Here is a 13,573-nt window from a genome sequence, read left to right on the forward strand (position 1 = left end):
CTTTTTGCTAAAAATCAATTTTCCAAGGCAGACCTCAATAATAGCGGGTAGTCTGAAACCAGAATATTCGGTTTTCTAAGCGCAACAAATTTGGTGTAGCTTTGATTTTCAGGATATTGTGCTTCCTGATCAATTTTCCCCATGACATCAGTCACTATTGGCAAGCCCAAATCTCTTGTTTTTTGAAAGAGAGAAGTAGAGGCATTCTGATTGATGTATGCAATCAGATGGTAGGGATCATTTGTTTTGCAGAGATAAAAATCCAAGTCTTCCTCTTGTGTAATCAGAACAGACAAGAGGAATCGTTTTTGTAAACCCAAGGCCTCTTCTGCTCTTTCGGAACTGAAGGTCAAAACCATCACCTGGTCCAGCATGCCGAATTGATCTACCATGGAAATAACCTTTTCTAGTGGAGCTTCCTTGATATCAAGCATTAAAAAAATCCGGTTTTCTTTGGCAAATTCCAAAGCATGCTCAAATCTAGGAAGGGGCTCTTCCAGCCCCCTGAGCCTAATTTTGTCCAATTCCTCGCTGTGTTTATCAGAGATCAATCCTATGCTTTCGGTGGTTCTGTCCAAAGTTTTGTCATGCAAAAGATATAGGACACCATCTTTACTTTCCGCTAGATCAATTTCTTGCATATCCAGACCGGCTGATTTTGACCTTTTCATGGAGTAAAGGCTGTTTTCAGGGGTCTCAGGTGACATGGCCGCTCGATGGCTGCACACAATGATTTTATCAGATTGGATTTTGCCCCTTAGGTTTTGTGCATAGCTTAGGTATGGCAACCAAAAGGAAAGCGGCAATAAAAGTAGGATTATTTTTTTCATCAGTCTTTTTTCAATAAATACCAACCTTTTGGATCCACTTCAATTGGTGTTTCGCTTCGTACCAATGCTGAGTTTGAAGATAAAACATGGCGCTCAAATCCATTGGAGGTTTTGATTTCCACAGGCATCTTGAAGTCGATGTTCGGAAGGCTGACCTGATAGCCTTTTTTGCCTTTCTTTTTAACTTTCACTTTGGGTACATGAATGGTTTTGAGATACATATCAAAAAATCCCTGTAAATCTGCTCCTGAATATTTTTGTACAAATTCAGTGAAATCCGAAGTCTCAACAAGATTTTCATAGATAAATCGCTCATCTGATGTGAAAGCTTTGAGCATAGGGAAAAATACTTCATCTCCCAGAAAATACCTTAATGAATGAATAATGAATGCTCCTTTGGTGTAGATTTCAGGATGGTAGGCATAGTCTGAGGTAGAATTTCTGGGACTTACTACCGGCCTGGCATGGGCAATAGATTTTCTGACAGATCCTACTTTTTCATGATAGGCTTCATCTCCTCCATGTTCTAGGTAGAAAAGCCAATCACCATAAGCAGTCAAGCCCTCATGAATCCAAAAATCGGCCCAATCTCCTACAGAAACTTTGTTCCCAAACCATTCATGGCCCAGTTCATGGTGTAATAGCCAATCCGCAGTGGCATCGCCAATTTTTTCAAATTGAAAATTGTTGCCATACGCATTGATGGTCTGATGCTCCATCCCCAAATAAGGAGTTTCCACCACGGCGATTTTATCATCCGGAAATGGATATGGGCCAAAGTACTTTTCATGCGTCTGAGCCGAAGTTTTCAAAACCTGTAGAAGCTCTTTTGCTTTGCTCCTGTTTTGTTGCAGGACATAGACTTTCATAGGGATGGTTTTCCCATCAATGCTCATAAAATCTGTATTTTCTTCATGAAATACACCCAATGTGAAATTGATGTTATAATTGTTGATCGGGTACTGGGTAGTCCAATGGTAAGAGATTTTACCATTCTTTTCAACAGTATCGATCAGGCGGCCATTGGATGCGACAAAATAAGGCTTTGGGGCAGTGAAAATAAGATCTACGCCATTCAGAGGTTCGCTTGAGGGATGATCCAAACAAGGCATAAAGATTTTTGCCCCCTCATTTTGGGAAGAGAGTCCCATCCAGTGATTGTCCAGCTCATCAATTTCCCAAGTGAAGCCACCGGTCCAAGGCGGATTGATAGCGATGGGGGTCTGTCCTCCATAATAGATTTCCACATCTTCACAGGTGCAGTCTATGGGGAAAATATCCAAGGTATCACCAAAGTGCCTAAATGTAATTTCTTTGCCATCCATGATGACTTTGCTGACGGTGTATTCCTCGATCAGATTAAGCCTTAAGGTGTCTAGCTTTTCTTTGCTATCAAAAGTCACTTTGTTTTTTCCCTTGATTTCCTGACTTTCAGGAAAGATTTCCAACTCCAGCTGATAATGAAGGACCTGATATTTTTCCTGCAATGGATCCAATGGACCTCCCCAGGCCCAGTTTTTTTGGATTTGGGAAAAAGAGCTGATAGAAATCAGGAGGAATGATAGGAGAAGGGTAGTTTTTTTCATTGCTTTCAATATAGAAGGTTATTTGTTGTCAGGAAACTCTTTTTCCAGTCGGAGCATTCTGATTTTTTCGCCGAATCTACTCATGATTTTGACAAATAGTTTTGACCAAATTAGTCATAAGCCAGTTGAGGTGCAAGGAAACGAGAAGAGCAATCACGTCCAGAAAAATTGAATTTTACATAAACTTCTCACTGGATTTAATTTTTTAAATTCTTGCTAAAAATCCGGAATAATGACAAAGGGAAATGGATCAATTAGCCAGCTCATGGATAAAAGGAAAAAAAGCCTTCCGGTTTCCCGAAAGGCCAATCTACAATCTTCAATCTTCAATCTTCAATTAAGCCTCAACTTCCGCATCTGCATATTCCTCTACCGGAATACAGCTGCACATTAAGTTTCTATCTCCATAGGCAGAATCTACCCTTCTTACGGAAGGCCAGAATTTATTTCCTTTTACAAATGGTAAAGGATAAACTGCTTTTTCTCTGCTGTAAGGGAAGTCCCAGTTGTCAGCAAGGGCAAGCTGCGCAGTGTGAGGTGCATTCTTCAACACATTATTTTCTTTATCTGCTTTTCCTTCATACACTTCTTGTATTTCTGCTCTTATCGCAATCATAGCATCACAGAATCTATCCAATTCAGCTTTGGTTTCAGATTCGGTTGGTTCTACCATCAAGGTCCCTGCCACTGGGAAAGAGACTGTTGGAGCATGGAAACCATAATCCATCAAACGCTTGGCGATATCTTCTACCTCGATACCGATTTCTTTGAAAGCCCTGCAGTCCAAAATCATTTCATGTGCAGCTCTACCCTCTTTTCCTGTGTAGAGGATCGGATAGTGCGTTTCCAGTCTTGATTTGATGTAATTGGCATTCAAAATAGCGATTTTGGTTGCATTGGTCAGTCCATCTCCCCCCATCATGGCTATGTAAGCGTAAGAAATAGGTAAGATACTGGCACTACCATAAGGGGCAGCAGAAATTGAAGAAATGGCAGAGGTTCCACCAGTTTCGATTAAAGGGTTGCCAGGTAAAAACGGTACTAAATGTTCTGCAACACAAATTGGTCCCATGCCTGGACCTCCACCTCCGTGAGGGATACAGAATGTTTTGTGAAGGTTTAAGTGGCAAACATCAGCACCGATTCTTCCAGGGCTTGTCAAGCCTACCTGTGCATTCATGTTGGCTCCATCCATATATACTTGACCGCCATTGTCATGGATAATCTGGCAGATTTCCTGAATTGCCTCTTCGAATACACCGTGGGTTGATGGATAAGTTACCATCAAAGATGCAAGATTTTCTTTATGAGATTCAGCTTTGGCTCTTAAATCTTCCACATCAATGTTCCCGCTTTCGTCACATTTGACCAATACAACCTTCATACCTGCCATCACAGCGGAAGCAGGATTGGTCCCATGAGCTGAAGTTGGAATCAATGCGATATTTCTATGGTGATCTCCCCTGCTTTGGTGGTATGCACGAATGACCATTAATCCGGCATATTCTCCCTGAGCTCCGGAATTGGGCTGAAGAGAAGTGTCTGCAAAGCCGGTGATTTCACTCAGCCAATTTCTTAGATTTTGGAACAGTTCATAATATCCTGCAGCTTGGTCTTGTGGAGCAAAAGGGTGCAATTGACCGAATTCAGGCCAAGTTACAGGGATCATTTCTGTAGTCGCATTCAACTTCATGGTGCAAGAACCCAGAGAGATCATGGAATGTACCAAAGAAAGGTCTTTGTTTTCCAATCGCTTGATGTATCTGAGCATTTCATGCTCTGAATGAAATTGGTTGAACACCGGATGTGTCAGGTATTCAGAGGTTCTCATCAGGCCTTCAGGATATGAAAGCTCCAATTCGGATACCATTTTTGCCCAATCAAATTCAACTCTATGGTTTACAGATTTGGAAAATACCTCAACTACCGCTTTTACATCGCTGATTGTTTTGGCCTGGTCAAAAGCCAAGACCACTGCGCCCTCCTCATACCTGAAGTTCATTTCAGCTGACAAAGCAAAGGCCTTGATTTTGGATTGCTGAACAGGGTCTGTTTTAATTTTAATGGTATCAAAAAAGTTTTTGTTCAACTGCTCATATCCGATCATTTTCAAGGCTTTAGCGGTTAATTGAGCCAAGCCATGCGTTCTTGCTGCAATTTCTTTCAGGCTTTTTGGGCCGTGATATACAGCATACATTCCGGCCATCACCGCAAGCAAAACCTGGGCAGTACAGATGTTAGAAGTAGCCTTTTCTCTTTTGATATGTTGCTCGCGGGTTTGAAGAGCCATTCTATAGGCTCTATTTCCCTCTTTATCTACAGAAACTCCGATGATTCTTCCGGGGATTTGTCTTTTATAAGCTTCTTTTGTAGCAAAGAAAGCTGCATGTGGACCTCCATAACCCATTGGAACTCCGAATCTTTGACTGGTACCTACGACTACATCTGCTCCCATTTCACCTGGAGATGTCAGTAAGGTAAGGCTTAGTAAATCTGATGCGAAAGCGGTCAAGACATTATTTTCTTTTGCTGACGCCACCAATTGTTTATGGTCAATTACTTCTCCATCCAGGTTTGGATATTGAAGTAAAATGCCAAACAAATCTACATCGGTCAGGTCAAGCTCTGAAAGTGGTGCAATGACAAGCTCAATTCCAATTGGGGCCGCACGCGTAATCAGTAGATCCTTGGTCTGTGGGAAGATTTTTTCATCCACAAAAAACTTGGAGGCATTTTTCTTATCTCTTGGCTTGGAAGCAAACAACATGGTCATGGCTTCAGCGGCAGCAGTGGCTTCATCCAGCAAAGAAGCATTTGCCATTTCCATGCCAGTGAGGTCCATGACCATGGTTTGGAAGTTAATCAAGGCCTCTAACCTACCCTGAGCAATCTCAGCCTGATACGGAGTATATGCTGTATACCATCCTGGGTTTTCAAGGATATTTCTCAGAATCACACCCGGAACTATGGTATCATAATACCCCAGTCCGATGAAAGATTTATAAATTTTATTTTTAGAGGCAAGTTTTTTAAACTCCTTTAGAAAGGAAGCTTCAGTCTTGGATTTTGGAAGATCCAAAGGTTTTTCAAGTTGAATCGCTTTTGGGATAGTTTGATCAATAAGCTCATCGATGGATGCTGCCTGAATCTGGTCCAGCATCTCAGTGATTTCTTGCGGAGATGGGCCGTTGTGTCTTTGTTCAAACTTGGTGGAGGGGGTCAGATTAATCTTCATTTTTTGATGCGGTAAATGACTGATTTCGGGTTATATTCTCACCTTTTTGTAAGGTTGTGCAAATGTATAAATTATTGGATGATATCATTTTTTTTAACCCAAAGAAATATATCTGTGTAACATTCAAATTTATAAACGGTTCAATAGGATTTAGAATATTTTTATAAGTTTGAGGTCTGTATATATACAATCTAAAATATAATTTATGAAAAAGAGATTTTGGATAGCCGGAGCGATAGGATTTGCAATGGCTTTTCAAGTTAGTGCTCAGGACGAAAAGGCTTTAAAATATGCATCTACCATAACTGCTGCAGACCTTGAAAAACATCTTACTTACCTTGCTTCAGATGAATTGGAAGGGAGAGATACCGGAGAGAAAGGTCAGAAATTGGCAGCCGAATACCTTGCTGAATTTTATGAGGGGCTTGGATTGACAGGTCCTGTTGATGGGAGTTTCTTTCAGGAATTCAACCTATCGTCTGTTTCTTACCCTCAGGTAAACCTAGCAGTTGGCAAGCAGAAACTGGCGAATAATGAAGATTTTATTTTTATTGGAGATGCTGATATGTCCAAGGCCGCAAAAACAGACTTGGTATTTTTAGGTTTGGCCAATGAGGAAAACCTCAGTAAGGTAGACATCAAAGGGAAGCTTGTTGGACTTTGGGCAATAGGAAGCAGAGCACAGACTGTCGTGCCGGAGGTGATGGAAGCAGGAGCTGCTGGAATCATCATAGTGACTATGGAAGGTCAGGCTAATTTTGACAGAATGGCTAATTGGTATAAGTCGCTAAGCGGCAGGGGAAGATTAGGCTTTGAGCAGGCTACCAAGCAGGAGCCGATCTTTTTGGTGAGCTCTGATATGATGTCAAAACTGTTTGACACTCCGGTAGAAATTCTGAAAGAAGCTGCCAAAAATAATCCTGAATCAATAAAGTCTCAAAAAGTAAATTATCAGGTAAAGAAAAATACCAAACTTGTACCTACAGAAAACGTTTTGGCTTTCCTTGAAGGAACTGACAAAAAAGAGGAGGTTTTGGTGATTTCCTCACATTATGACCATACCGGTATTGATAGCCAGGGGAGAGTCAATAACGGAGCAGATGACGATGGATCTGGAACTGTGGCTGTAATGGAAATTGCAGAAGCTTTTGCCCTAGCTGCCAAGGATGGGCATAAGCCGAGAAGAAGTGTTCTCTTTTTAAATGTAACAGGAGAGGAGAAAGGGCTTTTGGGCTCTGAATACTATTCTGATAACCCAATCTTTCCTTTGGAAAATACAGTCAATAACTTGAATATTGACATGGTCGGCAGGATAGATTATGAGTATCAGGATGCCGAAGACCAAGAATATATTTATGTGATAGGGTCTGAAATGCTTTCTTCCCACCTAAAAATAATCAATGAATATAATAATATAACTTATACGAATTTGAAGCTTGATTACAGGTATGATGCGGAAGATGATCCAAATAGATTTTATTACAGATCAGATCATTATAATTTCGCAAAACACAATATCCCTGTGATATTCTTTTTTAATGGAGTTCATGATGATTACCATCAGCATACTGATACCGTGGACAAGATTGAGTTCCCTCTGATGACCAAACGAACCAAGTTGATTTTCCATACAGCTTGGGATTTGGCTAATAGAGAAGAGAGAACTCCTGTGGATGGTTCGAATACTAGGGGAGAGAGATAATAAAAAATACGTTTTTAGAAAAATAGACCTGTTGGGAAATTTGCCTGGCAGGTCTTTTTTGCTTTGGGATAAAAATGTTAAATTCAACACGACCCAAATCAAGCAATTATGAAACTTCAAATTTCCTTGTTCTTTTTCATGCTATTGTGCAGCCAAGTACTTGCACAGCATATTCCTTCTAAAGACATTCAAATCAAAACGGCACTCCTTGCAGCACCTGAAGAACTGAAGGAAGGCGCTATGGTGTACGGCTACAATGAAAAAGGCGAATTTGTGGTCTTACGCAAAGGAAGTAACGATCTGATTTGCTTGGCCGATGACCCCCATAATTCCGGCTTCAATGCTTCCTGCTACCACAAGGAATTGGATGAGTTTATGGAAAGGGGTAGGCAGCTCAGGAAGGAAGGGAAAAATGCTAAGGAGATTTTTGATATCAGAGAGGAAGAAGTCAAAAGTGGTAAACTCAAAATCAAGGATGGGGCCACACTTTTTGTGCTTACTGCTGAAGAGGAAGATTACAACAAAGAAATCGGGGAAGTTCAGAATTCATATCTAAGGTATGTAGTCTATATCCCTTGGGCTACTTCCGAAAGTACTGGCTTGCCTTTGAGGCCATCCGGACCGGCTATGCCTTGGATCATGGACCCTGGAACCCATAGGGCTCATATAATGATCAATCCACCGAGAGATTAAATATTAGAAATGAGACATGAGATGTGAGAAAAAAAGAAACAAGAGAGGGGGTGACCTTTGAGGTCTTTTTTGACCTCGAATTTATTAAAGAAGAGAGATTGGAGACGTGAAGCGAGCAACAAAGAGTATAGCTTGAAGTTCAATGGCTAAGTGGAGGGATACACTTTTTGTTTCCTTTTGGAAATTTCCTGATTAAGTGACAAGTTTTGGTACAATAATATCCCTCTGGGAGACTCTAATACAAACCTTGCAACCTAAAAGTCATTACTTATTCTTCCACTTCCCTTTGGTCTTCATCTGATTTCTATTTTTTTTAGCCTTGGAATTCTTGTTGCCTCTTTTCTTTTCTTTTTGAAAAGGATTGGGTTTGGGTCTTGCCTTTTTCTCATGGAAGCCACCTTTAAAATCAGGGTTTTCCTTTTTCTTTTGGTTGTCAAGCTCTCTTTCATAAGCTTGCTTTTCTTCAAAAGGTGTGTCAGGAACGCTGACCTCAGAAGGGATCTGTACCACTGGTACCTGCATTCGGATGATTTCTTCAATTTTTCCGAAATGGTAAATTTCAGCAGGGTTGACAAAAGTAATGGCAATTCCATCATTTTCGGCTCTGCCTGTCCGTCCAATCCTGTGGACATAGTCCTCATAAATCAGAGGTACGTCGAAATTGATCACATGGCTGACCATACTGATATCCAGCCCCCTTGCTGCCACATCTGTAGCTACAAGGATCCTGACAGTACCGGCTTTGAAATCCTCCATGGAATTGATTCGTGTGTTTTGTCCCTTATTGGCATGGATTACACGGATTTCACCTAATTTTTTTCTTTCCAGATAACTGTAAACAGATTCTGCATTTTTTCGGGACTTGGTAAATACAATAATCCTGTTCAGGGTTTCATCGATCAGGAGGTGTTCCAAGAGATTGATCTTGGTTTTGATATTAGGTACCTCATACTTGACCTGATGGATGGTTTCAGCAGTGGTAGCCTGGGGTGCTACTTCGACCCTCTCGGGGAATTCCAAAAACTCTTGGGAAAACTTGTCTACTTTTGGGCCAAAAGTTGCGGAAAAGAGCAGGTTTTGTCGCTTAGTGGGGATGATCTCCAAGATTGATCTGATCTGGGGCATAAAACCCATATCCAGCATTTTATCAGCCTCATCCAAAACCATGGTTTTGATTTCCTTGGTAAATAATTCACCCTTTTTGTAAAGGTCCAAAAATCTACCGGGCGTGGAAATTATGATATCAACACCTGCTTGGATGTTTTCGATCTGGGTTTTTGGGCCTAAGCCACCATAAAGGCTGACGAATCTAAGGTCAGTGTACTTCCCAAAAGTGATCACAGCTTCTTCAATCTGCATCACAAGTTCACGTGTCGGTGCTAAAATCAGAACTCTTGGATGACTGCCTTGAGCATACTTGATTTTCATCAGAATGGGAAGTACATAAGCTGCTGTTTTCCCTGTTCCAGTCTGAGCAATGCCCAAAACATCATGTCCAGCTAGTGTCAATGGGATTGCTTTTTCCTGAATGGGAGTGGGTTTGGTGTACCCCGAATCTTCCACAGCATTTAAAAGTTGCTTATTTAGTTTAAAATTTTCAAAAGATTGAATTGCTTCAGGCATGATTTGTTATTTTTGAGAAAACCCGGATGAGGAATAAATGAAACCGGAAGGAGTATAAATGGGTTCATTTAGATGACAGCCTTGTCTGTATTAAGTTTTTATCAATAAATATACACACATCAAAAAACTGAGTTTTTATGAAAAGCATACTTATCACTGGTGCAAATATAGTAAATGAGGGTAAGATTACACCTTCGGATATTTTGATTAAGGATGGGATTATTTTCAATGTTGGAAAAGATCTTTCAGAATTTGAGGCTGATATGACTATAGATGCTTCCGGAAAGCATGTTTTTCCTGGTGTGATTGATGATCAGGTCCATTTCAGAGAGCCGGGGTTGACCCACAAAGCAGATATCTACACTGAAAGCAAAGCAGCAGTAGCCGGTGGGGTCACTTCCTACATGGAGATGCCCAATACAGTTCCACAGTCAGTTACAATTGAGCTATTGGAAGAAAAATATAGCCTGGCCGCAGAAAAGTCACTTGCCAACTACTCTTTTTTCTTTGGAGCTACCAACGACAATATAGAAGAGATTCTCAAAGTAGATCCGGAAAATGTCTGTGGGATCAAGGTCTTTCAGGGGTCTTCGACAGGGAATATGCTTGTAGATAATCAGGAAAGTCTGGAAAGAATTTTTAGAGAGTGTAAACTATTGATAGCAACCCACAGTGAAAATGATGATATCATCAAAGAAAATTTGGAGAAGTACAAAAAAGAGTATGGCGATGACATACCCATGAAGTACCACCCAAAAATCAGGTCTGAGGAAGCTTGTTATGATGCCTCCAAAAAAGTTGTGGATATGGCAAGAAAATACGGGACCAAACTCCACGTCCTTCATATCAGTACCGGCAAGGAAGTAATGCTTTTTGATGATAGAATTCCTTTGGAAGAAAAAAGAATTACAGCCGAAGCATGTGTTCATCACCTTTGGTTTTCAGAAGAGGATTATGAAGAAAAAGGTACTTTGATCAAATGGAACCCAGCGGTGAAAACTTCCGGTGACAGAGATGCTATTCTTAAAGGGGTAATTGATGGAAGGATTGATGTCATAGCCACAGACCATGCTCCGCATACTTTGGAAGAAAAGGACAATCCATATACTTCAGCGCCGTCAGGAGGGCCATTGATCCAACATAGCCTGGTAGCTGTACTTGATCTGTATCATCAGGGTAAAATCAGGCTTGAACAAATAGCTGAGAAGATGTGTCATAACCCAGCTATTTTATTTGAAATAGAAAAAAGAGGTTACATCAGACCGGGGTACCATGCAGATTTAGCCATAGTGGATCTCAATTTGCCATGGAAGGTAGAGAAGGAAAATATATTGGCAAAATGTGGCTGGTCACCATTTGAAGGGCATGAGTTTAAAAGCCAAGTCACCCACACTATAGTTTCCGGACATTTGGTGTACGAAAACGGGGTATTCAATGAAGAAAAGAAAGGGAAGCGTTTAAAATTTTCCAGAAAAATACAGTAGGTATATTTGTGTAGTAAAAAGTGGAATATTACATTTGCACTCCATTCAGACAAAGTTCTGAATAAAGATCAAAAATGGTGATTGTAGCTCAGCTGGTTAGAGCGCTGGTTTGTGGCACCAGAGGTCGCCGGTTCGAACCCGGTCTTTCACCCATAAGCCCCTCTCTTTGAGAGGGGTTTTATTATTTCAGATTCTTTGCAATGAACCCAAATGGCATAAAATTTGTCAATTGTTTAAAAAAATCCAGAGGTATGTTCACATTATATAAACCTTCACCGAGGTTTCCTCAAATCAAAAGAATAGATATCAGGACCGTTCAACTATACCTCAGTAAGTTTGAGGAGTCAATCCGGAATTTTGAGGAAATACAGAAAGAAAGAATTACTTCCCGTTCTTGAGGAAATCAAAAGGTTATAGAAATATAACCTTTATTTTTGTCCTATATTATTTTTCTTTCAGGCTCAAAAGGGTATTTTTATGCAAATCTAAATAACTTTTAACCTATGAGTTATATCCATTTTGACAAGACCCAACTAATCAACCTGAATTATTCGCTCGATAGAGAAATTATCCGTACCAACCGTGGAGGTTGCTACACTAGTACCACCATTATTGGATGCAATACAAGAAAATACCATGGGCTTTTGGTAGCTCCACAACCGCAAATTGATGAACAACTGCATGTTATGCTCAGTACTGTTCATGAAACTGTAATTCAAAGAGGAGCCAGTTTTAATTTGGGGATTAGTAAATATCCCGGAAATTACTCCCCAAGAGGTCATAAATATCTTGAGGATTTTGATTCTGAACCTATTCCGAAGCTGACATACAGAGTTGGTGGAGTGCTATTGCAAAAGGAACTCATCTTGGATACCAACAGAGACAGGTTGATGATCAGGTATACTTTGCTGGAAGCCCATTCGCCTACCAAAATCAGAATCAATCCATTTTTAGCGTTTAGGGGGTATCACAAGCTTTCTAAAGCAAACCCTGAGGCCAACACTGCATTTGAAAAGGTGCCAAATGGTGGTAAATTTCAACTTTACCCACAGTATAACCCACTTTATCTTCAGATTTCCAAGAAGAGTAAATTTGTGCCTAAGCCAGAGTGGTATTACAACATAGAGTATATCATGGAAAGGGAAAGGGGCTATGAATATCAGGAAGACCTGTTGGTTCCTGGTTATTTTGAATTTGATATTGAAAAAGGCGAGTCTGTTATTTTCTCTGCAGGCTTGATTGAAGCAGACCCAAGTACAAGGCAAAAGGCTTTTGAAAAGGAAATAGCAAGAAGAATACCCAGAAATAATTTTGAGAATTGTCTTAAAAATTCCGCTGGCCAATTTATACAGAGAAGAGATGGGAAAACCCATGTGATTGCAGGTTATCCATGGTTTGGCTGGTGGGGCAGAGACACTTTTGTGGCTACACCGGGACTTACCCTCACTCAAGGTGATAAGGACACTTTTCTGGAAATCATAGACACTATGGTGGCAGATCTTCACGGGCCGCTTTTCCCAAATGTTGGTAGTGGAGTGATGAGAAACTTAGCCTCAATGGATGCGCCTTTATGGTTTTTTTGGTCCTTGCAACAATACATAGAATTTACAGGTGACTCTAAGACAATTAAGAAAAAGTACCTTGAAAAAATGAAAGGGATCATTGATGGCTATCAGAAGGGTACAGATTACAATATCCACATGTTGGAAAACGGATTGATCTATGGAGGTGAAGAGGGATTGGCCCTGACTTGGATGGATGCTGTGAACTCTGATGGACCAGTTACCCCGCGGATTGGTTGCCCTGTGGAAATAAATGCTTTGTGGTATAATGCCTTATGTTTTTATGCTGAACTTACTGGAGATGAGGATTCCAAAAAACTTTCAGAGAAAGTGAAGTCTTCATTTGTGGAGCATTTCTGGGACAATGAAAGAGGCTACCTTGCGGATTATGTGGATGGATTTTACAAGGACTGGTCAGTACGTCCCAACATGCTGTTTGCCACTTCTTTGCCTTATTCTCCTTTGGAAGAAAACCAAATGGAATCTATATTAGAGATAGTTAAATCCAAACTGCTGACCAATAGAGGTCTTCGGTCTCTTTCTCCTGAAGATCCCGGATATAAGGGTTATTATCAAGGAAATCAGTATTTCAGGGATATTGCTTACCACAATGGTACCGTTTGGGTTTGGTTATTGGGTCATTTTGTGGAAGGCTATCTCAAACTTCATGGAAAGTCTGGAAAGCACTTTGTAAATAAGATTATTCAGAATTTTGATGGTGTGATGACACAATATGGGGTTGGAACGGTAGCAGAAATATATGATGGGGACGCCCCACATAGACCAAAGGGCTCTATTTCGCAAGCATGGAGTATAGGGGAATTGTTGAGGATGATGTATTTAGTAAATAAAGTTTAA

9 protein-coding genes and 1 tRNA gene are annotated in these 13,573 nt (G+C 40.6%); 6 read left to right on the top strand and 4 right to left on the bottom strand.

Features of this window, described 5'->3' with window-relative positions; all coding sequences use genetic code 11:
* Positions 1 to 14 precede the first annotated feature (14 nt).
* The 3 genes from A33Q_RS20130 to gcvP all read right to left on the bottom strand — a co-directional run bounded on the left by A33Q_RS20130 (position 15) and on the right by gcvP (position 5,651).
* Positions 15 to 830 carry a glycerophosphodiester phosphodiesterase family protein gene (locus tag A33Q_RS20130; protein ID WP_009032866.1) on the bottom strand — a complete coding sequence of 272 codons (816 nt, stop codon included), beginning with the start codon at positions 828 to 830 and terminating at the stop codon, positions 15 to 17.
* Positions 830 to 2,416: a M1 family metallopeptidase gene (locus A33Q_RS20135; RefSeq protein WP_009032865.1), complete on the bottom strand. Its 1,587-nt coding sequence runs from the start codon at positions 2,414 to 2,416 to the stop codon at positions 830 to 832. The genes A33Q_RS20130 and A33Q_RS20135 overlap by 1 nt, the downstream gene beginning before the upstream one ends.
* A 337-nt stretch (positions 2,417 to 2,753) precedes the next feature.
* On the bottom strand, positions 2,754 to 5,651 hold the full coding sequence (gcvP, locus tag A33Q_RS20140) for an aminomethyl-transferring glycine dehydrogenase (protein WP_009032864.1): 2,898 nt from the start codon (positions 5,649 to 5,651) through the stop codon (positions 2,754 to 2,756).
* A gap of 205 nt (positions 5,652 to 5,856) precedes the next feature.
* On the opposite strand from gcvP, the gene A33Q_RS20145 reads away from it, so the two are divergent.
* Both A33Q_RS20145 and A33Q_RS20150 read left to right on the top strand, forming a co-directional pair.
* Positions 5,857 to 7,353: a M28 family peptidase gene (locus A33Q_RS20145; RefSeq protein ID WP_009032863.1), complete on the top strand. Its 1,497-nt coding sequence runs from the start codon at positions 5,857 to 5,859 to the stop codon at positions 7,351 to 7,353.
* Between the two features lie 108 nt (positions 7,354 to 7,461).
* Positions 7,462 to 8,046 carry a hypothetical protein gene (locus A33Q_RS20150; protein WP_009032862.1) on the top strand — a complete coding sequence of 195 codons (585 nt, stop codon included), beginning with the start codon at positions 7,462 to 7,464 and terminating at the stop codon, positions 8,044 to 8,046.
* A 264-nt stretch (positions 8,047 to 8,310) separates the two neighbouring features.
* Here A33Q_RS20150 and A33Q_RS20155 read toward each other — a convergent pair whose 3' ends face one another.
* Positions 8,311 to 9,669, bottom strand: coding sequence for a DEAD/DEAH box helicase (locus tag A33Q_RS20155; RefSeq protein WP_009032861.1), 1,359 nt, complete (start codon positions 9,667 to 9,669; stop codon positions 8,311 to 8,313).
* Between the two features lie 137 nt (positions 9,670 to 9,806).
* Between A33Q_RS20155 and A33Q_RS20160 the strand changes: the two genes are divergently transcribed.
* The 4 genes from A33Q_RS20160 to A33Q_RS20175 all read left to right on the top strand — a co-directional run bounded on the left by A33Q_RS20160 (position 9,807) and on the right by A33Q_RS20175 (position 13,573).
* On the top strand, positions 9,807 to 11,153 hold the full coding sequence (locus tag A33Q_RS20160; protein WP_009032860.1) for a dihydroorotase: 1,347 nt from the start codon (positions 9,807 to 9,809) through the stop codon (positions 11,151 to 11,153).
* A 76-nt stretch (positions 11,154 to 11,229) separates the two neighbouring features.
* Positions 11,230 to 11,305: transfer RNA gene (locus A33Q_RS20165), tRNA-His, on the top strand.
* A 99-nt stretch (positions 11,306 to 11,404) separates the two neighbouring features.
* Positions 11,405 to 11,551 (top strand): hypothetical protein, encoded by a 147-nt coding sequence (locus tag A33Q_RS22320; protein WP_009032859.1) that lies wholly within the window; start codon positions 11,405 to 11,407, stop codon positions 11,549 to 11,551.
* Positions 11,552 to 11,656: 105 nt separating this feature from the next.
* A complete protein-coding gene (locus tag A33Q_RS20175; RefSeq protein ID WP_009032858.1) occupies positions 11,657 to 13,573 on the top strand; it encodes an amylo-alpha-1,6-glucosidase in 1,917 nt (638 codons plus the stop codon).

The organism is Indibacter alkaliphilus LW1 (assembly GCF_000295935.2).
Lineage (GTDB): Bacteria > Bacteroidota > Bacteroidia > Cytophagales > Cyclobacteriaceae > Indibacter > Indibacter alkaliphilus.